Origin of the sequence: Bradyrhizobium sp. CCBAU 45389 (genome assembly GCF_028128625.1) — a bacterium.
GTDB classification, from domain to species: Bacteria; Pseudomonadota; Alphaproteobacteria; order Rhizobiales; family Xanthobacteraceae; genus Bradyrhizobium; species Bradyrhizobium liaoningense_B.
The window spans coordinates 14,953-37,345 of the sequence record NZ_LBIY01000005.1 but is presented as its reverse complement, the minus strand read 5'-3'; the positions used below and the strand labels follow the sequence as shown (position 1 = coordinate 37,345).

Annotated in this window: 20 protein-coding genes; 13 read left to right on the top strand and 7 right to left on the bottom strand. The window is 65.4% G+C overall.

Features of this window, described 5'->3' with window-relative positions; translation table 11 throughout:
* Positions 1-166: 166 nt before the first annotated feature.
* Positions 167-1,120, bottom strand: a complete 954-nt coding sequence (locus XH79_RS04225) for a LysR family transcriptional regulator (RefSeq protein ID WP_271580807.1) — start codon at positions 1,118-1,120, stop codon at positions 167-169.
* A 98-nt stretch (positions 1,121-1,218) separates the two neighbouring features.
* Here XH79_RS04225 and XH79_RS04220 point away from each other — a divergent pair, with 98 nt between their 5' ends.
* From XH79_RS04220 to XH79_RS04210, 3 genes are all read left to right on the top strand, one after another.
* A complete protein-coding gene (locus tag XH79_RS04220) occupies positions 1,219-2,400 on the top strand; it encodes an MFS transporter (protein ID WP_271580806.1) in 1,182 nt (393 codons plus the stop codon).
* 10 nt (positions 2,401-2,410) lie between these two features.
* Positions 2,411-3,445, top strand: a complete 1,035-nt coding sequence (locus XH79_RS04215; RefSeq protein ID WP_271580805.1) for an aldo/keto reductase — start codon at positions 2,411-2,413, stop codon at positions 3,443-3,445.
* Between the two features lie 226 nt (positions 3,446-3,671).
* Positions 3,672-5,246: an amidase family protein gene (locus XH79_RS04210; protein WP_212347322.1), complete on the top strand. Its 1,575-nt coding sequence runs from the start codon at positions 3,672-3,674 to the stop codon at positions 5,244-5,246.
* A 48-nt stretch (positions 5,247-5,294) separates the two neighbouring features.
* Here the strand turns inward: XH79_RS04210 and XH79_RS04205 are convergent, their stop codons facing one another.
* Positions 5,295-6,608 (bottom strand): TadE/TadG family type IV pilus assembly protein, encoded by a 1,314-nt coding sequence (locus XH79_RS04205; RefSeq protein WP_271580804.1) that lies wholly within the window; start codon positions 6,606-6,608, stop codon positions 5,295-5,297.
* Between the two features lie 434 nt (positions 6,609-7,042).
* On the opposite strand from XH79_RS04205, the gene XH79_RS04200 reads away from it, so the two are divergent.
* From XH79_RS04200 to recQ, 5 genes are all read left to right on the top strand, one after another.
* Positions 7,043-7,171, top strand: coding sequence for a hypothetical protein (locus tag XH79_RS04200; RefSeq protein WP_271580803.1), 129 nt, complete (start codon positions 7,043-7,045; stop codon positions 7,169-7,171).
* 173 nt (positions 7,172-7,344) lie between these two features.
* Positions 7,345-8,646, top strand: a complete 1,302-nt coding sequence (locus XH79_RS04195; protein WP_212347326.1) for an O-acetylhomoserine aminocarboxypropyltransferase/cysteine synthase family protein — start codon at positions 7,345-7,347, stop codon at positions 8,644-8,646.
* A 12-nt stretch (positions 8,647-8,658) separates the two neighbouring features.
* Positions 8,659-9,660 carry a homoserine O-succinyltransferase MetA gene (gene metA / locus XH79_RS04190; protein WP_271580802.1) on the top strand — a complete coding sequence of 334 codons (1,002 nt, stop codon included), beginning with the start codon at positions 8,659-8,661 and terminating at the stop codon, positions 9,658-9,660.
* A 106-nt stretch (positions 9,661-9,766) separates the two neighbouring features.
* The gene (locus tag XH79_RS04185) at positions 9,767-10,510 is read left to right on the top strand and encodes a polysaccharide deacetylase family protein (RefSeq protein WP_333938783.1); all 744 of its coding nucleotides are present in this window, start codon (positions 9,767-9,769) and stop codon (positions 10,508-10,510) included.
* A gap of 274 nt (positions 10,511-10,784) precedes the next feature.
* A complete protein-coding gene (recQ, locus tag XH79_RS04180) occupies positions 10,785-12,650 on the top strand; it encodes a DNA helicase RecQ (protein WP_212347332.1) in 1,866 nt (621 codons plus the stop codon).
* A gap of 187 nt (positions 12,651-12,837) precedes the next feature.
* Here recQ and XH79_RS04175 read toward each other — a convergent pair whose 3' ends face one another.
* On the bottom strand, positions 12,838-13,851 hold the full coding sequence (locus XH79_RS04175) for a 1-aminocyclopropane-1-carboxylate deaminase (protein ID WP_271580800.1): 1,014 nt from the start codon (positions 13,849-13,851) through the stop codon (positions 12,838-12,840).
* Positions 13,852-14,012: 161 nt separating this feature from the next.
* On the opposite strand from XH79_RS04175, the gene XH79_RS04170 reads away from it, so the two are divergent.
* From XH79_RS04170 to XH79_RS04160, 3 genes are all read left to right on the top strand, one after another.
* Positions 14,013-14,477, top strand: a complete 465-nt coding sequence (locus XH79_RS04170; RefSeq protein WP_212347337.1) for an Lrp/AsnC family transcriptional regulator — start codon at positions 14,013-14,015, stop codon at positions 14,475-14,477.
* A 107-nt stretch (positions 14,478-14,584) separates the two neighbouring features.
* Positions 14,585-15,730 carry a PLP-dependent cysteine synthase family protein gene (locus XH79_RS04165; protein WP_271580799.1) on the top strand — a complete coding sequence of 382 codons (1,146 nt, stop codon included), beginning with the start codon at positions 14,585-14,587 and terminating at the stop codon, positions 15,728-15,730.
* A 126-nt stretch (positions 15,731-15,856) separates the two neighbouring features.
* Positions 15,857-16,417 carry a carboxymuconolactone decarboxylase family protein gene (locus XH79_RS04160; protein WP_026312077.1) on the top strand — a complete coding sequence of 187 codons (561 nt, stop codon included), beginning with the start codon at positions 15,857-15,859 and terminating at the stop codon, positions 16,415-16,417.
* A 16-nt stretch (positions 16,418-16,433) separates the two neighbouring features.
* Here XH79_RS04160 and XH79_RS04155 read toward each other — a convergent pair whose 3' ends face one another.
* Together XH79_RS04155 and XH79_RS04150 are read right to left on the bottom strand one after the other, a co-directional pair.
* Complete coding sequence (locus XH79_RS04155; RefSeq protein WP_271580798.1) at positions 16,434-18,014, bottom strand: sensor domain-containing diguanylate cyclase; 1,581 nt, start codon at positions 18,012-18,014, stop codon at positions 16,434-16,436.
* 187 nt (positions 18,015-18,201) lie between these two features.
* Positions 18,202-19,074 (bottom strand): hypothetical protein, encoded by an 873-nt coding sequence (locus tag XH79_RS04150; protein ID WP_212347565.1) that lies wholly within the window; start codon positions 19,072-19,074, stop codon positions 18,202-18,204.
* 213 nt (positions 19,075-19,287) lie between these two features.
* Here XH79_RS04150 and XH79_RS04145 point away from each other — a divergent pair, with 213 nt between their 5' ends.
* Positions 19,288-19,536: a hypothetical protein gene (locus tag XH79_RS04145; protein WP_212347350.1), complete on the top strand. Its 249-nt coding sequence runs from the start codon at positions 19,288-19,290 to the stop codon at positions 19,534-19,536.
* Between the two features lie 9 nt (positions 19,537-19,545).
* Here the strand turns inward: XH79_RS04145 and XH79_RS04140 are convergent, their stop codons facing one another.
* Positions 19,546-20,481 carry an alpha/beta hydrolase gene (locus tag XH79_RS04140; protein WP_212347353.1) on the bottom strand — a complete coding sequence of 312 codons (936 nt, stop codon included), beginning with the start codon at positions 20,479-20,481 and terminating at the stop codon, positions 19,546-19,548.
* A 140-nt stretch (positions 20,482-20,621) separates the two neighbouring features.
* Here XH79_RS04140 and XH79_RS04135 point away from each other — a divergent pair, with 140 nt between their 5' ends.
* Positions 20,622-21,509, top strand: a complete 888-nt coding sequence (locus XH79_RS04135) for a branched-chain amino acid aminotransferase (protein ID WP_212347356.1) — start codon at positions 20,622-20,624, stop codon at positions 21,507-21,509.
* Between the two features lie 169 nt (positions 21,510-21,678).
* Here XH79_RS04135 and XH79_RS04130 read toward each other — a convergent pair whose 3' ends face one another.
* Positions 21,679-22,296 carry a class I SAM-dependent methyltransferase gene (locus XH79_RS04130; protein ID WP_271580797.1) on the bottom strand — a complete coding sequence of 206 codons (618 nt, stop codon included), beginning with the start codon at positions 22,294-22,296 and terminating at the stop codon, positions 21,679-21,681.
* Positions 22,297-22,393 lie beyond the last annotated feature (97 nt).

The window sequence follows — 22,393 nt, the reverse complement described above, 5'->3', positions numbered from 1 at the left end:
ATTTGTGGCCTTCGCTTCACCGCATCGCCCCGGCGACGGATCGTTCGCTAGTGCCGTTATGGGCAGCGGTGCGCGAATACGAGTCGCGCGGCGTTTGGCCTAGGAAGACAAAAATGCTTCATCTGCCGGTGGGGATTGACTGACACTCTCCCTCCCGCCGTGGGCCTCATCCCACCAATTTCCACCCCCCATCCCCGGCCCGCTTCAGCGCGGGATCGCTCACCCTCACATGCTCCGCCAGAAAATCGATGAACGCGCGCACGCGGGCGGGTAGCGGCGCGGTGTGGCCGACATAGACGGCGTGGATGTCTTCGCGGTCGCCGGGATTGTAGCCCTGCAGCACCGGCACGAGGCGGCCGGCTTCGATGTCGGGGCCGATGTGGAAGAGGGCGAGGCGGGCGAGGCCGACGCCGCCGAGGCAGAGGCGCCGGGCGGCTTCGCCGTCGCTGGCGCGCGCCACCGGTGGCGGCACGGCTTCCTCGGTGCGGTCGCCGCGCCGGAATGGCCAGCCGCCGCGGATGCGCGGAAAGGTCCAGCCGATGCCGCGGTGATCGGCAAGATCCTCCGGCGTCTTCGGCGTGCCGAAGCGTGCCAGGTAGTTTGGGGTGCCGACGACCACCATGCGGCTGGTGCCGAGTTTGCGTGCGATCAGGCGCGAGGCCTTCAGAGGTCCGACACGGATGGCGACGTCGGCGCGTTCCTGCATCAGGTCGATCAGCGTATCGGTCAGCACGAGGTCGAGCGTGATTTCGGGATGCTGTTCGAGGAAGCGGGGGATCAGCGGCATCATGTGCAGCATGCCGAAGGGGATGTTGCTGTTCACGGTAAGGCGGCCGCGCGGCGCGGCGCCCGAGGCCGCTTCGCGCTCGGCTTCCTCCATCTCGCTGAGGATGCGCACAGCGCGGTCGTAAAAAGCCTGGCCTTCCTCCGTCAGCGTGAGCTTGCGTGTGGTGCGGTTGATCAGGCGCGAGCCGAGCCGTGCCTCCAGCCGCGAGATCAACTTGCTCACGCCCGACGGCGTCAGGCGCAGTTTTCGCGCAGCCTGGGTGAAGCCGCCGAGGTCGACGACGCGGACGAAGACCTCCATCTCGGCGGAGCGGTTGGTGTCGAAACGAGCCATGTTGAATTCACGTCATAAATGATTGGATTGCGGACATTCTAATGGTTTTGCCGCAGTGCAGCTATCTGCGTGGCTCGTCTCATCCATTGGAGCAACGCATGCCTCCCGCCGTCCTCGCGCTCACCGCCGGTGCCTTCGGCATCGGCACCACCGAATTCATCATCATGGGCCTCTTGCTCCAGGTCGCCGCCGACATGCACGTCTCTGTCCCGGTCGCGGGCCTGCTCATCTCGGGCTATGCGCTCGGCGTGTTCGTCGGTGCGCCGGTGCTGACCTTGGCCACGCGACGGCTGCCGCGCAAAACCGTGCTGCTGGCGCTGATGGCGATCTTCACGCTCGGCAATGCGGCCTGCGCGCTGGCGCCCACTTACGAATTGCTGATGGCGGCGCGCGTGCTGACATCGCTCGCCCACGGCACGTTCTTCGGCGTCGGCTCGGTCGTGGCCACCAGCCTCGTCGCCGAGGACAAGCGCGCCTCCGCCATCGCGACCATGTTCATCGGCCTCACGGTCGCAACGCTGCTGGGCGTGCCCTTCGGCGCCTGGTTCGGCCTGATGCTTGGCTGGCGCGCGGCGTTCTGGGCGGTGACTGTCATCGGCGTGATTGCCTTCGTGGTGGTTGCGGCGCTCGTCCCGGGCCACGTCGGCAATGGCGACAAGCCGATCTCGCTCGCCGAGGAGGTTGCGGTGCTCGGCCGTCCGCAGGTGCTGCTCGGCCTTGCCATGACCGTGTTCGGCTTCGCCGGCCTGTTCGTCGTCTTCACCTATATCCAGCCGATCCTGACGCGCTTCACCGGCTTTTCGGAGGCCACGGTGTCGCCGATCCTGCTGGTGTTCGGCGTCGGACTTGCGATCGGCAATGTCGCCGGCGGCAAGCTCGCCGACCGTGGCCTTGCGCGCGCCCTGATCGGCACGCTCGCCGCGCTCGCGCTCGTGCTGCTTGGGCTAGCCGCAGTGCTGTCGGTCAAGATCGCCAGCGTCGTACTGATCCTGCTGCTCGGCATCGCCGCCTTCGCGACCGTCGCGCCGCTCCAGCTTCGCGTGCTGGAAGCCGCGGGCCCCAGCGGCCGCACGCTCGCCTCCAGCCTCAACATCGCCGCGTTCAATCTCGGCAACGCGCTGGGCGCCTGGGCCGGCGGTGTCACCATCGATCGCGGGCTCGGCCTTTCCGCGTTGCCGCTGGTCGCCGCCGGTATCACCGCGCTCGGCTTCGTGCTCGCGCTGTGGAGCCTCCAGCTCGACCGCAGGCAGACCGTCGTCGCGGCGTGCCCGGCGGAATAGGAGAGCGATCATGGAATACCGCAATCTCGGCGCTTCCGGGCTCAAGGTCCCCGTTCTCAGCTTCGGCACCGGCACGTTCGGCGGCCAGGGTCCGCTGTTCTCGGCCTGGGGCCGCAGCGGCGCGGAGGAGGCCCGCAGGCTGATCGATATCTGTCTCGATGCCGGCGTCAATCTGTTCGACAGCGCCGATGTCTATTCGAACGGCGCCTCCGAGGAGATTCTCGGTGCCGCGATCAAGGGCCGCCGCGACAAGGTTCTGATCTCGACCAAGATGAGCCTGCCGATGGGAGAGGGCCCGCTCGATGCCGGCTCGTCGCGGCAGCGGCTGCTTGCCTCGATCGACGCGGCGCTGCGCCGGCTCGGCACTGATCATATCGACCTGCTTCAGCTCCACGCCTTCGATGCGTTCACGCCGATCGAGGAGGTGCTGTCCACGCTCGATATGCTCGTGCGCGCCGGCAAGCTGCGCTATGTCGGCGTCTCGAATTTCGCGGGCTGGCAGCTGATGAAGTCGCTCGCCGTTGCGGACCGGCATGGCTGGCCACGCTATGTCGCCCATCAGGTCTATTACTCGCTGCTCGGGCGCGACTATGAGTGGGAGCTGATGCCGCTCGCGCGCGATCAGGGCGTCGGCGCGCTGGTCTGGAGCCCGCTCGGCTGGGGCCGGCTCACCGGAAAGATCCGGCGCGACCAGCCGCTGCCGGAAGCGAGCCGCCTGCACGCCACCGCACAGTTCGGCCCGCCCGTGGACGATGCGCGCCTTTACGCCGTCGTGGACGTATTGGACGCGATCGCTGCGGAGACCGGCCATACCGTGCCGCAGGTCGCGATCGCCTGGTTGCTGTCGCGCCCCACGGTCTCCTCCGTGATCATCGGCGCCCGCGACGAGGCGCAGTTGCGCGACAATCTCGGCGCCGTCGGCTGGTCGCTGGGCGCGGATCAGATCAAGCGTCTCGACGAGGTCAGCGCGGTGATGCCGCCTTATCCCTATTACCCCTATCGCATCCAGGAGGGCTTTGCGCGGCTCAATCCACCACCGGTGTAGGGATGGGCCGGCGATCGCGGCTGACAGGGCGACATCATACGGCTGCAGCGTGCCGAGATTGCCGAGCGCGGTGCGCAAGCGGGTCGTCGCCTCCGCTGGCGTGATCTTCTCGATCCGCGGCGCCGGGCGTGACAGAGCGTCGCGACAACGCGCCATGCAGAAACGCACCTGTACACGGTCGCATGACCTCCATAACCTCCGCGGCGCAATTTTTTGGAGATGCGACGTGGCGAAGAAGGCGGCGACCAAGAAGAAAAGTACTGCAAAGAAAGTAACGAAGACCCCCAACAAGACGAGCACCGCCCGAAAGGGCACCGTCGCGAAAACCGCGAAGAAGACAGTCAGGAAGGCCGCACCGCGCAAATCGACCACCGCGCGCCGTCCCAAGGGATCGGTCTGGCAATGGTCTGCGGTCGAGACCGCGGCCGCGATCCGATCCGGCGCAATCTCCGCCGTCGAGACCGTCGAGGCGCATCTGGACCGGATGCGCGCCGTCAATCCCAGGCTGAATGCGGTCGTCGTCGATCTCGGCGCGGAGGCGCTGAAGGCGGCGCATGCGGCGGACAAGCAGCGCGCCAAGGGCGGCGAGCTCGGCCTCCTGCACGGCGTGCCCATCACCATCAAGGAGAACGTCGACTATGAGGGGCGGCCGAACTTCAACGGCGTGCCGGCGAACAAGGACCTCATCGCGCCGTCGGATTCGCCTGTCGTCCGCAACCTGAGGAAGGCGGGCGCCATCGTCATTGGTCTCACCAACACGCCGGAATTCTCCTTCCGCGGCTTCACCGACAATCCCTTGCACGGCCTGACGCTCAATCCCTGGGATCCCGATATCACCTGCGGCGGCTCGTCGGGTGGCGCGGGTTCGGCGGTTGCCGCCGGCATCGGCACCATCGCCCATGGCAACGATATCGGCGGCTCGCTGCGCTGGCCGGCGCATTGCAACGGCGTTGCCACCATCAAGCCGACGCAGGGCCGCATCCCCGCCTTCAACGGAAGCGCAACGGCCGAGCGGCCGATGCTGGCGCATCTGATGTCGGCGCAGGGGCCGCTCGCCCGCCATGTCGCCGATGTTCGCCTTGCGCTGGAGGCGATGAGCCAGCGTGACCCGCGCGATCCCTGGTGGGTGCCGGCGCCACTGGTGGGACCAAAGCCGAAGGGGCCGATCAAGGTCGCGCTGGCGAAGATCCCCGACGACATGGACGTCGATCCCCAGGTCGCTGCGGCGCTGCGGCAGGCCGCCGATCACCTGGAACGCGCGGGCTACCGCGTCACCGAGGTCGAGGTGCCCGACATCAACGGCGTCTGGCAGACCTGGTGCGACATCATCACCAACGAGACGGTGGTGATGCAGGAGGCCGGCATGCTGAAGGTCACGACCGAGGACTTCCACAAGGCCTGGGGCGGCATGAGGGCCAAGGCCAATGGGCTCGATCTCAAGGCCTGGATGCAGGCGACGGCCGCGCGCAACGGCCACATCCGTGCCTGGCAGTTGTTCTTCGAAGACTATCCGGTCGTGCTGGCACCGACCACGGTGCAGCCGACGCCGGGCCCACGCGAGGACACGGTCAGCGCCGAGCGCGTGCAGGAGATCTTCTGGGGCGAGATTCGCTTCATCTCCGCGATCAACGTGCTGGGCCTGCCCGGCGCGGTGGTGCCGGTCGCCGTCCACGCGGGCAAGCCGATCGGTGTGCAACTCATTGCCGGCCGCTATCGTGAGGACCTCGCGCTCGATGCCGCAGCCGCGATCGAGAAGCGTGCCGGTGTGATCGCCCATCGCCTTTGGGAGACGATGGCCTGATGCCATGCGCAAGGGCTCCGCGTCAGGCGCGGGGCCCGCAGAGGCCGGTCAGTTGGTCAGATGCGCGGAGGCGATCGCCTTCTGGAACAGTGCGTTGAGCGCATCGGTGATGCTCGAGTCGCTCGAGACCTCGTAGTAATAGCCCGACGTCGCGCAGACCTGCATCTTGGTCGCGATCGAGCTGCGCCATGGCGCGATGTAGGTGTTGTACCAGCTGTTGTTGGTGATCGCGAGATAGGTGGTGTAGAGCACGGCGATCTTGACGCCGCGCGCCTTGATGGTGTCGCAGATCGTCGTCGTCAGCGGCTCCTGGCATCGGCCCGACGAGGAGATCACGGTCTTGGTGCAGGTCGAGGGATAGTAATAGTCGGCCACACCGTCCGACACGAAGAACAGCCATTTCTGCGGCGAGGACGAGGAGCCGTCGCCGGGTGTCGGAATCGCGCCGTTCATCGACGACAGAATGCCGTCGAAATCCGTGCACATGTCGTTGTTGTAATTGGTGTAGGGAATCGTCATCAGGTCGACGGCGGAAACCGCCGTCTTCACCGAAGACAGACTCGATGTCAGCGCCGAGATCGTGGTCAGGCCGATCGAGGCGCAATCGCTGCCCATGGTGTAGACAGCCATCCGGTACTGGTTGCTGACGAGCTGGCTCGCAGTCGCCGTGTCCGTCAGCGATTGCGTCGCATCCCGCACCAGGTCGATCCGCATCTTGATCCCGAGGTTCTTCGCGATCGAATAATAGCTGTTGGTCTGCTTGGTCTTCTTCGAGCTCGACGTGTAGATGTCGTGGCAGGCGAAGGCGCAGCTGTCGGATGTCGCATTCTGTAACGCAGTCATGTCGGCCGTGGTGGCGCCGAGCCCCTGCGACGGCGAGTTGTCCAGCAGCACGTAGAAGTCGATATAGGACGGCAGCGAGGCCGCCGCGCTCGAACTTGCCGAGATCGCCATGGTCTTGTAACCGACGATTCCCATGAAATAGGTCGTCACGGACGATGACGCCGTTCCCGTGGCGGTGCGGGTGGTGACGCTGTCGGTCACGGTGATGGTCACCGAGCTCGTCGCCAGGCCGTACGCGGACATCTGTCCGGCGAAAGTGTTCAGGGCGTCGCTCTGTGCGGCCGACGCGCTCTTGGTGATCTCGCTCTTCGCGGTGGCGACCAGCACGGCGGTGTCGAGCGCAGCCATCAGTCTCGCGCGCGCCCGTGCGGCGAGGGAATAGTCGACGGCCGCGCCGACGAAGGACAGCAGCGGCACCAGCGCCAGCGCGAAGATGACGGCGATGTTGCCGCGCCGGTCGGAGACGAAGCGCGAGAGCAGGCCATGGGCATTCCCGGTGGCAGTGGGCAAGCAGCGCATCCTTGAATGAAAGCAATGCGCGGATGCTAGCATCGTGGAACTTACGCAACGGTTGACCGTGGTGTGAGCGTGCGTGTCTGCGGCGTTTCCGATCGTGTCGCCGGTGAGAGAAAATCCTCGAGAAAAATAGGCGATTTCGCGCACGGCGCGCGGCGCGCTTCCGTAGTAATCCGGGGTGCTTGACCTCTCGAAGGCTTGCCTTCAATTGCAAGGATGCCGCGCCAACCAAGAGTGCTTCAACCGGCAGTAAGCGAGGACGGCGTGGTAGACGATGCCGCGATCATCGTGCATCGCTTTCCGCGAGTCGTCATTGTTCGAAGAGATGCGCCTCATGGTCTGAAGCCGGTCGCATGGATGTCGACAAAGCATCGCCATCTGCAGTTGCGACGACATCGCGATGTCGATGGAGCGTGCGTGTTGGAGACGCTCACCCGATGCCATGGCCGATGCGACGCATCGGCGTTCTCACGAAGGGACGACCGGCGGCGACCTATGCCACCGTGTCCCGCAAGAACGAGAAGGAAGGTGTCGCGGTGGGCCATCGCCGGCTCGCCATTCGTTAATTCAATTTAACGCGAATTTTAGCCAATTCACCAACAACCGTTAGGGTTACTTCCTCTATCTCTACGCGAATTATTGTCCGCTTTACCACCCGCCTCTAACAGAGGGACGGCGGACAACGCACACGCCTCATATAGGCCAATAAGTGCGGCCCGCTCCACGCGGAGGTGGCACGATGCGCAACGAAACGATCGCTATTCACGCCGGCTACGAACCCGAAGCCACCACGCACGCGGTCGCCGTGCCGATCTACCAGACCGCGGCCTACTCTTTCGACAGCGCCGATCATGGCGCGGCCCTGTTCAATCTCGAAGCCGAGGGCTTCCGCTACAGCCGCATCGCCAATCCGACCAGCGCTGTGCTGGAGAAGCGCATCGCCGAGCTCGAGGGCGGTGTCGGCGCGCTCGCGGTCGCGACCGGCCAGGCCGCACTGCATTTTGCCTTCGTCAATGTCGCCGACCACGGTGGCAACATCGTTTCCGTGCCGCAGCTCTACGGCACCACGCACACGCTGCTCTCGCACATCCTGCCGCGCCAGGGCATCACCGGCCGCTTCGCCGAGAGCGACAAGCCCGATGCCATCGAGAAGCTGATCGACGAGAATACCCGCGCGGTGTTCGCCGAAACCATCGGTAATCCCGCCGGCAATGTCTGCGACATCGAGGCGCTGGCGAAAATCGCGCATGCGCATGGTGTGCCGCTCATCGTCGACAACACGGTCGCGACCCCGATCCTGCTCAAGCCGTTCGACTACGGCGCCGACATCGCCGTGCACTCGCTGACCAAGTTCCTGGGCGGTCACGGCACCACGCTCGGCGGTGCCATTGTCGATTCCGGAAATTTCCCGTGGGCGAAATACGCCGATCGCTTCCCCGCCTACAACAAGCCGGATGCCTCCTATCACGGCCTCGTCTATGCCGAGCGCTTCGGCCGCACCGCCTATATCGAGCGCGCGCGCAGCGTCTATCAGCGCACCATGGGCTCGGTGCTGTCGCCGTTCAACGCCTTCCTGCTGCTCCAGGGCATCGAGACCGTGGCGCTGCGCATGGAGCGCCATGTCGAGAACGCCCGCAAGGTCGCCGAATTCCTCCGCGATGATCCGCGCGTTGCCTGGGTGAACTACACAGGCTTCTCCGACAGCCCCTACTACCCGTTCGTCCAAAAGTATCTCGACGGCAACGCCTCGTCGCTGTTCACGTTCGGCATCAAGGGCGGCATGGAAGCCGGCAAGACCTTCTATGATGCGCTGAAGCTGATCACGCGCCTCGTCAATATCGGCGATGCCAAGTCGCTGGCCTGCCATCCGGCCTCGACCACGCACCGGCAGATGTCGGTGGAGCAGCAGCGCGCCGCCGGCGTGCTGCCGGAGACGATCCGCCTGTCGATCGGCATCGAGCATTCCTCTGATATCATCGAGGACATCGACCAGGCGCTGGAGAAAGCCTGTCCGTCGTCGCGCCTCCAGGCCGCGGAGTAGGCGGACGGTTCGATGACGATCTTGATCGACAGGGATCAAGGCATATCGAGCCCGGCACTGGTGCCGGCCGAGGGCGATCTGGCGCGCGATCATGCCGGCCCGGAGCTCACGATCGGACTGATCAACAACATGCCTGATCCGGCGCTGAAGGCGACCGAGCGGCAGTTCATGAAGCTGCTGCAGGCCGCCGCGGGCCCGCGCCGCATCCGCTTCCACTGCTTCTCGCTGCCGTCGGTCAAGCGGTCGCCGGAAGCGAAATGGCACGTCGAGAGCGAATATTCCGATCTCGCGGATCTCAAGCGCAGGCAATTCGACGGGCTGATCGTGACCGGCGCCGAGCCGGTCGCGCCCGAGCTGCATCAGGAACCATACTGGCGCGATCTCACCGATCTCATCGACTGGGCCAGGACCAACACGCGCTCGACGATCTGGTCATGCCTTGCCGCGCACGCGGCGGTGCTGCATCTCGACGGTATCGAACGGCGCCGCCTACCGGCCAAGTGTCACGGCATCTTCGACTGCGAAGCGGTGGCGGATGATTCCCTCACGCGCGCGGCGCCTGCCCCGCTCAAGGTCTCGCATTCGCGCCTGAACGAGATCGCCGAGAGCGACCTCGTGCAGGCCGGCTACCAAGTGCTGACCCGCTCGGCCGACGCCGGGGTCGACGTCTTCGTGCGCCAATATGCCAGCCGCTTCGTGTTCTTCCAGGGGCATCCGGAATATGACGCGCTGTCGCTTCAGCGCGAATATCTGCGCGACGTGGGCCGCTACCTCGCGCGCGAGCGCGAGAATTACCCGCACGTGCCCGTGAGCTATTTTGACGCAGTCACCGAAGAGAAGCTGGCTCGCTTCGAGAAGCGGGCGAGGCAGGAGCGTCATCCGGCGCTGACCAACGACCTGCCGGCGCTGAATTTACGCGCCGATATCGCCGCTGGCAGCGCGGCGGCGGCGCTATTCCGCAACTGGCTGCAATATCTCGGCGCGGAAGCCGACGCCTCGGTCCTGGCGCGCTAGTCCAAAGGGCGTTGGTTCCGCGTTAGGATTACCAAAGCGTTAGGCTTGCCTCAGCCGGCGCGCGAATGTTTCAGTAGAGAAATACGGAATCACAGGAAGCGCTGTCGTGTGGTCGGCACTCCAGGGACGCGTGAGTAATCGGCTGGCCCGGCATTTTCGTGCCGCGCCGCACCGGCTGCCTGCGCATGCGCCGATGGTGAGCTTCACCTTCGACGATGCGCCCGACAGCGCCGCCGGCGAGGGCGCCTCGCTGCTCGAGGCGCATGGCGGCCGCGGCACGTACTACATCGCCGGCAGCCTGATCGATCAGCCGTCGGATCACTGGCATGGGCTGTCGCGCGACGCGATCGTCCGGCTTCACCGTGCCGGCCACGAGATTGCCTGCCACACCTTCTCGCATCAGAGCTCGGCGAATCTCGACGAGGCCGCCATGGCCGGCGAGATCGAGCGGAACCGCAGCCATTTCCGCGGCATCGATTCGTCGATCACGCTGGAGAATTTCGCCTACCCCTATGGGATCGCCTCGGTCTGGCGCAAGCCGCAGCTGGCGAAGGCGTTCCGCTCCGCGCGCGGCATTCTTCCCGGTGTCAACCGCGACGTCATCGACCTCCAGTTCCTGCGCGCCTCGCCGCTGGTCGATTGCGAGATCGATCCGGCAGGCGTCGATCGCTATTTCGACGAGGCGGTCGCAAGCGGCGGCTGGCTCATCTTCTACAGTCACGACGTCGCCAGCGCGCCGAGCCCCTATGGCTGCACGCCGCATTTGATGCGCCACGCGCTGGAGGCGGCCGGAAAGCGCAACATGCCGATCGTGACCGTCGCAGAGGCGCTGCGACGAATCGGGGCGTAGCTGCTTTTCCTTCTCCGCGTGCGGGAGATGAGGGGTTCTATCCTTGACCACAGATATCGTAGGGTGGGCAAAGCGAAGCGTGCCCACGGCTTCTGTTGCAGTGTCGGATCGATGGTGGGCACGGCGCAAGTGCGCCTTTGCCCACCCTACGATTCCGTGCTCGCGGTGCCAGCCCCCGTCTTGCAAGGGGAGAGGGGCAAGATGGACTTGCCACGGCCGCTCCGCCATGCGACTGGCCTTGTGACGAATCCCGCGGCCTCGCTCCGATACACCCATGAACGCTCCATCCACCGCTCCGCTGCCCGCGCCGGCCAACGGCCGCGATGCGCTGTCGGTGCTGCATTCGGTGTTCGGTCTGCCGGGGTTTCGCGGGGCGCAGGGCGACATCATCCGGCACGTCACCGACGGCGGCAATTGCCTCGTGTTGATGCCGACCGGCGGCGGCAAGTCGCTGTGTTACCAGCTGCCGTCCTTGCTGCGCGAAGGCTGCGGCATCGTGGTCTCGCCGTTGATCGCGCTGATGCGCGACCAGGTCGCGGGCCTGCTGGAGGCCGGCGTCAACGCCGCCGCGCTCAACTCGTCGCTGTCGCCGCAGGAAGCCTCCGACGTTGAGCGCCGCCTGATCGCAGGCGATCTCGACCTGCTCTATGTCGCGCCGGAACGGCTGGTCACGCCGCGCTGCCTGTCGCTGCTGGCGCAGGCGAAAGTGGCGCTGTTCGCGATCGACGAGGCGCATTGCGTCTCGCAATGGGGCCACGACTTCCGCCCCGAATATGTCGGCCTCTCCATCATCGCCGAGCGCTTTCCCGACGTGCCGCGTATCGCGCTCACCGCGACCGCCGACGAGCTGACGCGCAAGGAGATCGTCGATCGGCTGCAGCTTGCCGGTTCCCCGCAATTCGTCTCCAGCTTCGATCGCCCCAACATCCGCTACGAGATCGTCGACAAGCGCAACGCGGTGTCGCAGCTCAAGGAATTCATCCGCGAGCGTCATGCGGGCGATGCCGGCGTGGTCTATTGCCTGTCGCGCAACCGGGTCGAGGAGGTCGCCGCCGCGCTCGACGAGGCCGGCATTGCCGCGCTGCCCTATCATGCGGGCCTCGACAGCAGCGTGCGCTCGCGCAACCAGGATCGCTTCCTCAACGAGGACGGCATCGTCATCGTCGCGACCATCGCCTTCGGCATGGGCATCGACAAGCCCGACGTGCGCTTCGTCGCCCATCTCGACCTGCCCAAGAGCATCGAGGCCTATTACCAGGAGACGGGACGCGCCGGGCGCGACGGCAAGCCGTCGGCGGCCTGGATGGCCTACGGCCTCTCCGACATCGTGCAGCAGCGCCGCATGATCGACGAGTCGGCCGGGTCCGAGGATTTCAAGCGGGTCTCGATCCGCAAACTCGATGCGCTGGTTGGCCTCGCCGAGACTGCGCATTGCCGACGCAAGCGGCTGCTCGGCTATTTCGGCGAGACCGTGCAGGGCGAGAGCTGCGGCAATTGCGACAATTGCCTGACGCCGCCAAAGATGCGCGACGGCAAGGTGCTGGCGCAAAAGCTGCTGTCCTGCGCCTATCGCACCGGGCAACGCTTCGGCGCGATGCACCTGATCGATGTGCTGATCGGGCGCCTGACCGAGAAGGTGACGCAGTTCGGCCATGACAAGCTGTCGGTGTTCGCTATCGGGCGCGAGCTCAACGAGAAGCAGTGGCGCACAGTGCTGCGGCAGCTGGTGGCGATGGGCCATTTGCAGAGCGACAGCGAGGCCTATGGCGCGCTGAAGCTGACGGAGTCCGCGCGCGGCGTGCTGCGCGGAGAAACGGAAGTCTGGCTGCGCGAGGAGGCACCCGGCAGCCGCATCCGGTCAAGCCGTGCGAAATCCCGGCGCGGCGATCTTGCGCCGGCCGCAAACGCGCCGCAGGGCGATGTCGATCCCGAATTGCGTGCGCGCTTGCGATCCTGGCGCTCGGACGTCGCACGCGAGCGCGGTGTACCGGCCTATGTAGTGCTGCACGATGCCACCATCGACGGCATCGTGCGGGCCTGGCCGACCACGCTGGACGAGCTGCGCAACGTGCCGGGCATCGGCGACAAGAAGCTCGAGCATTACGGCGACGAGCTGCTGCAGATCATCAGGACGCGGTAAGGGCGCCCCGATCTCTCCACATCGTCATCCCGGACAAGCGCGCCTAAAGCGCGCGCAGATCCGGGATCCATAGCCACAGGCCGTGGGAAAAGGCACGCTGGTTGGCCCAGTGAGTCGCAACAATTGGCAGTCGGGTAATGGGTCCTGGCTTTCGCCAGGACGACATTGGGGGGAGGCGAGACCCAGCTCAGCCGTTCCGGAAAGCGTAGCCGTAGCCATTCAGCGCCGGCGCGCCGCCGAGATGGGCGTAGAGAATCTTCGCGCCCTTCTCGAAATAGCCCTTCTTGGTCAGGTCGATCAGGCCCTGCATCGATTTGCCTTCATAGACGGGGTCGGTGATCATGGCTTCGAGACGCGCGGTGAGGCGGATCGCCTCCTTGGTCTCTTCGGACGGCACGCCATAGGCGGGATAGGCATAGTCCTCGATCAGCACGACGTCATCAGCGACGATGTCCTTGCCGAGCTCGACGAGTTTTGCGGTGTTCTGCGCGATCGAGAGCACCTGGGCCTTGGTCTGTGCCGGCGTGAACGAGCCATCGATGCCGATCACCTTGCGGGCACGGCCGTCGGCGGCGAAGCCCACCAGCATGCCGGCATGGGTGGAGCCCGTGACGGTGCAGACGATGATGTAGTCGAACTTGAAGCCGAGCTCGGCTTCCTGCTTGCGTACCTCCTCGGCAAAGCCGACATAGCCGAGCCCGCCATATTTATGCACGGAAGCGCCGGCGGGAATCGCGTAGGGCTTGCCGCCCGCCGCCTTCACTTCCTCGATCGCCTGCTCCCAGCTCTTGCGGATGCCGATGTCGAAACCGTCGTCGACGAGGCGCACGTCGGCGCCCATGATGCGCGAGAGCATGATGTTGCCGACGCGGTCATAGACGGCGTCCTCGTGCGGCACCCAGGCTTCCTGCACCAGGCGGCACTTCATGCCGATCTTGGCGGCGACGGCGGCGATCATGCGGGTGTGGTTGGACTGCACGCCGCCGATCGACACCAGCGTGTCCGCATTGGAGGCGATCGCATCCGGAATGATGTATTCGAGCTTGCGCAGCTTGTTGCCGCCATAGGCGAGGCCGGAATTGCAGTCCTCGCGCTTGGCATAGATCTCGACATTGCCGCCGAGATGCTTCGACAGCCGCTCCAGCTTCTCGATCGGTGTCGGTCCGAAGGTCAGCGGGTAGCGCGCGAATTTTTCCAGCATGGTCAGGTCATCCCGATTGGCGTTGATCTGGCATCTGGCTAGCATTGCCGTGGGAAAATGTGCTCTCAAATATTGCGTTGATATTGCGTGCCTTCTTGCATCAATGGCGCCAATAGATACTATTTCTTCCGAGATCATCTTTATTTTCGGAAGCTTCTTCCATGGCCGCCAGACTGGATCGAACCGACCTTAAGATCTTGAGATTGCTGCAAAATAACGGTCGGCTCAGCAATGCCGAGCTGGCCGAAACGGTCGCGATCAGCCCCGCCACCTGCCATCGCCGCACCCAGCGCCTGTTCGCGGACGGGTTCATCGCCACTGTGCGCGCCATGGTCGCCCCGAAGAAGGTGGCCAAGGGTACGCTGGTCATGGTCGGCGTCGTGCTCGACCGCTCGACGCCGGAGAGCTTCGCCATCTTCGAGCAGGCCATCGCCAGGCTGAAATTCGTGCTCGACTGCCACCTCGTCGCCGGCGACTTCGACTACTTCCTCAAGATCCGGGTCGGCGACATGGAGGACTTCAACCGCATCCATGGCGAGCAGCTCATCGCGCTGCCCGGCGTGCGCCAGACCCGCACCTTCTTCGTGATGAAGGAGGTCGTCGACAACGCGCCGCTGGAGTTTTGAGCGAGAAGCGTTTTCCAGCGAAGCGGAAACCGGTTCGCGCCAGAAAACGCGTCAAAACAAAATCCGGACCTATTGATGCGCGATCCGCGTCATGAGAGATTCACGCGATGCAGACATTCCCCTTCCGTCAGCACAATCCGGCCGGGCCATCTTATCGGCGCGGCTGGGTCGACGAGGCCGTCGCCGCGATCGAGGCCGACCAGTGCCGCACGGCCGACACGCATCTGATCCGGCTGATCGTGCCGGCATTATCCGGCATCGACATCTATCTGAAGGACGAATCCACGCATCCGACCGGCAGCCTGAAGCATCGCCTGGCGCGTTCGCTGTTCCTCTATGCGCTCTGCAACGGCCACATCCGCGAAGGCACGCCCGTCGTCGAGGCGTCATCAGGATCGACAGCGGTGTCCGAGGCCTATTTCGCGCAGATGATCGGCGTGCCCTTCTATGCCGTGATGCCGCGGACGACCTCGGCGGAGAAGATCGCCGCGATCGAGCATTATGGCGGCAATTGCCATCTGATCGACGACGGGCGCGCTCTCTATGCTGAGGCCGCGGCGCTCGCCGCCCGGCTGAACGGCCATTACATGGACCAGTTCACCTTCGCCGAGCGCGCCACCGACTGGCGCGGCAACAACAACATCGCTGAATCGATCTTCACTCAATTGGCGGGCGAGCCGCGGCCGATCCCGGACTGGATCGTGATGGGTGCCGGCACCGGCGGCACCTCGGCCACCATCGGACGCTATTTGCGCTATCGCCAGTATCCGACGCGGCTTTGCGTCGCCGATGTCGAGCATTCCGCCTTCTTCGACTGCTTCCGCTCGCAGGACCGTTCCCGCGTTTGCGACCGCCCGTCGCTGATCGAGGGTGTCGGCCGTCCCCGCTGCGAGCCGTCCTTCGTGCCGGGCGTCGTCGACCGCATGATGAAGATCCCGGATGCGGCGACGATCGCGGCGATGAACGTGCTGTCGCGCCGGCTGCGGCGCGTGGTCGGCGGCTCCACCGGCACCAATTTTTTGGCGCTGTGCCGGCTTGCATCGGAGATGCGCAAGACGAATGTGACGGGATCGCTGGTGACGCTGATCTGCGATTCCGGCGAGCGCTACCGGCAAACCTATTACGAGCCGGAATGGTTGAAGGCGCGCGGTCTCGATCCCGCGCCGTTCGAGGCGGCGCTGTCGTCGTTCCTTGAGACAGGTGAGCCCTTGAGGCTCGACGTCGACGACGTCGTCAATCCGCAGAGCGCATAGGCCAAAGGCCCCGTAGCTGCAATCTTCGTGCGATTTACGAAATGGCACGGCCCGTCACGGCAACTTCACTTGCCTTGCGCAGGCATGCAGGTGACGGTTGCCTCTTCTCAACGAGGAGATCCCGCCGTGCGCCTCCCCATTCTCGATCCCAAGGATCTGACCGCTGAACAGAAGCCGCTCTATGACGACATGCAGGCCGGCATCAAGGACCACTTCAAGGGCTTTGTGAACATGCGCGACGACGGCGCGCTGCTCGGGCCCTGGAATCCCTGGATCCGCGAGCCGCGCTTCGGCAAGCCGGTGTGGGAGCTGGTCAAGGCGATCGCGTCGAACCCGCTGCTGCCCGCTGCCGTACGCGAGGTCGCGATCCTCGTCACCGGCTCGCATTTCCGCTCCGGCTACGAGCTGTATGCCCATGTGCTGGTGGCCGAGCAGCGCGGCCTTTCCGACGAGAAGCTCGCGACCATCGTCGCCGGCCAGCGGCCAGTCGATCTCACCAAGCAGGAGGCGGTCGCTTATGACATGGCTTCGGCGCTGGTGAGCGGCGGCGTGCTGCCGGAGCTGACCTATCGCGCGGCGGTGAAGGAGTTCGGCGAGCACGGCGCGGCCGAGCTGTCCTATCTCGTCGGCGTCTACTGCATGGTCTCGGTCACGCTCAACACATTCGACGTGCCGGTGCCGGAATAGACGCAGCTTCCGTCGGTCACTCCGCCGCCTTGCCTGCAGGCGGCGGGGGCGCCCAGGCGATGCAGCGATTGCGGCCTTCGCTCTTGGCCTGGTAGAGCGCATGATCGGCCGCGCCCATCAGCGCGTCGATGCCGGACATGCTGGCGGTGGCCTCGGCGATGCCGATGCTCACGGTGAGGCCGAACTGGATCTTGTCGGCAAAAACCTGCGTGCTCATCACGCGCTTGCGGATGCGCTCGGCGACCGTCCTTGCCTTGGACAGGCTGGTCTCGGGCAGCAGCACGGCGAATTCCTCGCCGCCGAGACGGCCGACGATGTCCGACTTGCGCTTGCCGTCGAGGCAGGCGGCCGCGACCGCCTTGATCGCGGCGTCGCCCACGGCGTGGCCGTAACGATCGTTGACCGACTTGAAGTGGTCGATGTCGAGCATCAGCACCGAGACGGAGCGGTAGTAGCGCTGGAAGCGGCTCCATTCCGCATCGAGGCTCTCGAGGAAGTGGCGGCGGTTGTAGAGCCCGGTGAGCGGATCGGTGGTGGCGAGCGTCTCCAGCATCGCGGCCTTTTGCGTCAGATCGGTGATGTCGACATAGGTCAGCATGCGCCCGCCATTCGACATCGTGGTGCAATGGGCCCTGATGCGGCGGCCATCCGGCGTCTGCAGGTCGCGCACGTGATCGCCGGCCTTGACCTCCTCGACGCGCCGCGCCGGAAATTTCGCGAGCTCGCTGCCGGGAAGATTGGGCGCGCTGGCGCGATGCAGGCGCCGCACCAGCGACGAATAGGCCGGCCGGCTCGCCGCCTCGTCTTCGCTGACCTCCCAGAACCGCCGCATTCGCCGGTTCATGAAGGTCGCGTGCAGGTCGGCATCGAGAAGGAGCACGCCGTCCTGAACATTCTCCAGCGCATCCCGCAGCAGCTTCAACTCGTCGGAGGCGCGCACGATGTCGGTGACGGGCGTATAGGTCAGCATGCGGCCGCCGTCGGGCAGCGGCGTGACCTGGACGCGCACGACATCGCCATTGGTCCGGCGCAGGTCGATCGGGGTCGGATCGCCGGCCTCGATCACGCGAACGCGCTCCGCCACCAGGGCATCGAGCTCGGGGTCCGGCACCTCATAGGCGCCGGTGTCGCGTCCGTGGTGAAGCAGCGTGAGAATGGATGGATTGCTGTCGGCGACTTCGTCGGGCAGGCGCCACATCTGGCGAAACGACCGGTTGATCAGGCGCGCCCTGAGGTGAGAGTCGAGCAGCACGATGCCGGTCGGCACATGATCGAGCGCGGCGCGCAGCGCCAGCATCTGGCCGCGCATCAATGCGTCGGACGAGCGTTCCCGCTCCTCGCCCGCCGCCCGCTCGCTGCCCGGCTGCTCGAAGGCGACCCCGACCTGGCGGTCGGATCGCCAGACCACGCGGCAGGCCAGAATCTCGCGGCCCGGGAGCCTGAGCTGGAACCGCTCGGGCACGCCGAGGCCGCTCTCCATCTCGAGCGTCGCGGCCTCCTCGGTCAGCCGGCGTACGATGCAATCGATCGACGACTGGCCGAAATTGAAGAAGATCTTCCCAGCAAGGAACGTCCGTTCCGAAACCAAGCGGGACATTCGCAGTCTCCGACGCGTAACGACGTGAAAAGTCGGCGTAGTGTCGCGCAAGGTTCCTTGCGTCGGGGTAACGCAAGCGATGTTTTGGGATGAAGATTAACGATCGGTTGACGGGCAACACGGAAGGCTGTTCCGGCCGGTCGCTAGCGGCCGCCATGCTTTGTCGTAAATCCCGCTACGACCCCGGTCAGTTACGCACCGCATAAAGCGGCGTGCGCAGCGTTAGCTGGTAGGCCGGCTTCGGCGTCCACGCGATCTGCGCGGTGATGCCGAACAGGCGGTTGTCGTTGTCGTCCATGCGGTCGAGGTCGAGGCGCAGGGTCGGCTGGGTGAAGGACTCCGCTATCGTTCGGCCTGCGAACTGCGCGCCGCCGAACGACTGGATGCCGAGCCGCCCGGTGAACTTCCAGTTGTTCGGCCATTGATAGTAGCCGCCGGCATAAAGGATCGTGTTCGGCCGGATACTGGCGAGCGGGCTGGCAATGGTGGTGTAGGTATATTGCATGCCGGCCAGCCAGCCCCGCGTCTCGTCCTCGTCGAGCGCGTAGTCGAATTCCAGGATGTTGTTGAAGGAATTCGTCATGCCCTGCTCGTTCGGCACCGACTGCGTCAGCGTCGATTGCAGCGTGATGGTCGGGATCTTGCCGCCATTCTGCTGGTAGAGGTCGGCTTGCACGCCGATGTTCCAGCTGGTGATATCGAAGGACGACCAGCCGCTGCCGATGTTCACGGTCGAGCCCGACACGCCGCCATAGAGCGAGACGCGATCGGTGACGTCGACGGTCAGCGGCAGGTCGACGGCGATGGCTTTGGCCGCCGGCAAGCCGTTCAGCAGCGTCGTGCCGCGTCGTACCGCCAGGGCTTCGAAGGCCGCCGACAGCGAGGTGGTGCCGAAGCCGAGTCCGAGCGTGCCCGCCGGGATCGCCGCATACATGGTGCGCAGGTCGAGATAGATGTTCGGCACAGCCGGCTTTGCGGGCTTGTCCTCCTCATCGTCGGCCGCGAAGGCGGCGCCTGCCGGGATCGCCAGACAAAGCAGTCCCGTCGCGGCAGCGCGCAAAACCGGACGACGGGATTGGCTGCGATGGGGCACGTGACGATCCGACGCGTGGCGATTTGATGGCAAAACCGTTGCTAGATGGAACGTGATCGCTCGTGCGGTCAAGCGCTATCCGCAGACGATGGACGGCATGGATGTGCGGAGTTACCTTGCCGTGATCGCACTGACACACTCGCCCGCCACAGTGCAGGCGGACTATGGAGGACGACAGAAATGAACACGTCACGCCGCATCCTGCTCACTGGTCTGGCGGGGCTCGCTGTTGCTCCGGCCGCTGTTGCCGCCGCGGTGCCGTCGGCCGAACCCGGCGACGTGACGGTCGCCGAAGAGCGCTTCGCGCGCACCATCGCAGCCGCGCATTCGCCCGATATTACCTGCGCGCGACAGGCCGAACGCTACGCGGACGCGCACTGGCCGGAATATGTCGTGGCAGCCAGGGCGGTGCTCGGCGCGCGCGCTTGATTCACGCCTTTACTTCTCCACCGCCCGCCTGACCTGCTCGCCGATCTGCGACAGCACGAGCTGCGCCTGTGGCAGGATCGCACCCATGGCGTGGAAATTGTGAACCATGCCGTCGTGGCAGACATGCTCGACGGCGACACCCGCGGTGAGAAGCTTGCGCGCATAGGCATTGCCCTCGTCGCGCATCGGATCGAACTCGGCGGTGTGGATGATCGCGGTCGGAAGGCCCGCGAGCTTGCTCGCGCGCAGCGGCGAGATGCGCGGATCGGCGGCATCGAAGCCCTCGGGCAGATAGTCGGCGAGGTCGGCTTCGATCGTGATGCGGTCGATCAGGTGTCCTTCCGCGAATTCCTGGCGCGATGGCGAGGTCTCCTCGAAATCCAGCACCGGGCAGATCAGGCATTGCGCCACGATGGAGAGGCCGGCGTTCTGCAAAGCCTCCTGGCACACGATCGCCGCCAATGTGGCGCCGGCGGAATCGCCGCCGACCACCAGCCGCCCGGCATCGATGCCGAGCGAGGGCGCCTCGCGCGCGACCCATTCGGTCGCAGCGATCGCATCGTCCACGGCAGCGGGAAACTTGTGCTCGGGCGCGAGCCGGTAATCGACCGAGACCAGGCGGCATCCGGTCGCATGCGCCAGCGCTGCGGCGATGCGGTCATGCGTCGCGATGCTGCCGGCGACGAGGCCGCCGCCATGGAAGAACACGAAGCCCGGCGCGGATTCGCCGGCAGACGCGGGTGAATAGAGCCGGTAGGGAAGCTCGCCGCCGGGGCCCGGCAGCATGCCGTCGGCCGCGGTCACGTCAGGCGCATCAGTGCGTGCGAACTGCATCAGCTTTGCCAGCGATTGCCGCCGTGCCTCGACGCTGGGCCGGCTTCGGGCTTGCGGCCCGGCCGCAGCCATCATGGTCAACAAACGCTTTGCGAGCGGATCGAGCGGCATGCTGCTTCCTTCTCTCCCTTACGGGAAGGCGTGGCCTACCTCATGGGAAAGGGTAACCTACCTCTTCTGCGCAGGGAATCGTTTAGAAGTTCCGCCAATAGTGGCGCTATAGTGCGGCATCGTGCCAAGGGAGGCCGGTCATGGCCGAGATCAAGAAGCCCATCGAATATTCACCGAGCTGGACCTTCTTCGAGGGCAAATGGCATGACGGCAATGTGCCGATCATGGGGCCGCGCACACATGCGGCCTGGCTCGGCTCGGTCGTGTTCGACGGCGCCCGTGCGTTCGAGGGCGTCGCGCCCGATCTCGACCGTCATTGTGCGCGCACCAATCAATCCGCGATCAGCTTTGGCCTGAAGCCGGTGGTCGATGCCGGCACCTGGCTCGCGCTCGCAAACGAAGGCATCGCGCGTTTCGCGGCGAATGCCGAGCTCTATATCCGCCCGATGTACTGGGCGCAGAGCGGGCTCGGCGGCGGCGTGCTGTTCGATCCCGACTCCACCAACTGGTGTCTGAGCATCTACGAGGCGCCGATACCGAAACCGGTCGGCAACGCGATCACGCTGTCGCCGTTCCGCAGGCCCACCGCCGAATGCGCGCCGGTCGAAGCGAAGGCGGCCTGCCTCTACCCGAACAATTCGCGCGCACTCGCCGAAGCGGCCTCACGCGGTTTCCAGAACGCGCTGATGCTCGACATGCTCGGCAATGTCGCCGAGTTCGGTAATTCCAACGTGTTCATGGCCAAGGACGGCGTGGTGTTCACGCCGGTCCCCAACGGCACCTTCCTCAACGGTATCACGCGCCAGCGCGTCATCAGCCTGCTTCGCGGCGACGGCGTCACGGTGGTCGAGAAGACGCTGCGCTATGCCGACTTCCTGTCTGCCGACGAGATTTTCTCATCCGGAAATTTCGCCAAGGTCGCGCCGGTGATCCGCATCGACGATCGCGAGCTGAAGCCGGGCCCGTTTTACACCAAGGCGCGCAAGCTCTATTGGGACTTCGCGCATGCGGTGAAGCTGGCGGCGTAGGCACGCGCTGTTTCCGCAAGCTCCGTCATTGCGAGCGCTTTCGCGCCACTTGCTCCGCGGTCATCGCCCGGCTTGACCGGGCGATCCAGTATCCCAGAGACGGCTGTGATTCCACGATAAGCCGCGGTGTACTGGATGCCCCGGTCAAGCCGGGGCATGACAGCTACTTTTAGCCCCGCCTCCGAAACCGGCTGAACTGAAACGCCTGCGTCGATTGCCACGGCGTGTGGTGCGTCTCGCTCCGCGCCTCGACCAGTTCAAACTCCGGTCCGAGCTCAGCCGCGAGGCTGGCGCTGTCATGGCGCTGCACCGGCAGGCCGCTGCATTTCTCCGGACCGTCGGGCGCAAACGTCGCGATGATGACTTGCCCGCCGGCGCCGACCGCCGCCCGCAGGCGCTCGACGTAGGCCGCTCTGTCGTCGGGATCAGTCAGGAAGTGAAACGCCGCGCGATCGTGCCAGACATCGTAAGTCCTGGTCGGCCGCCATGTCGTGGCGTCGGCGACGATCCACTCGACCGTCGAAGCGGCCTGGCCGATGCGCTTCTTCGCAACGTCGAGCGCGTTGGCGGAGAGGTCGAGCACGGCAAGATGGCGATATCCGTCCTGCAGCAGCGCATCGACCAGCCGCGATGCGCCGCCGCCGATATCGATGATGGCCGCGTCATGATCGGAGTTGGCTGCGCGAATCATCGCGAGCGAGATCGCCGGGCTGTCCTGATACCAGCTGACCTCGGCCTCGCCCTTGGTGGCGTAGACGTTGTCCCAGTGCGTGGTGCGGTCGGACATGGTGTGCTCCGGCCTTGGCCGGGGGCGGCAGCGCGCAAGCGGCGCTGCCGGGATCAACTGGCAATTCGCGCGTCCGCCGCTTGCGGACGCGCCGGCA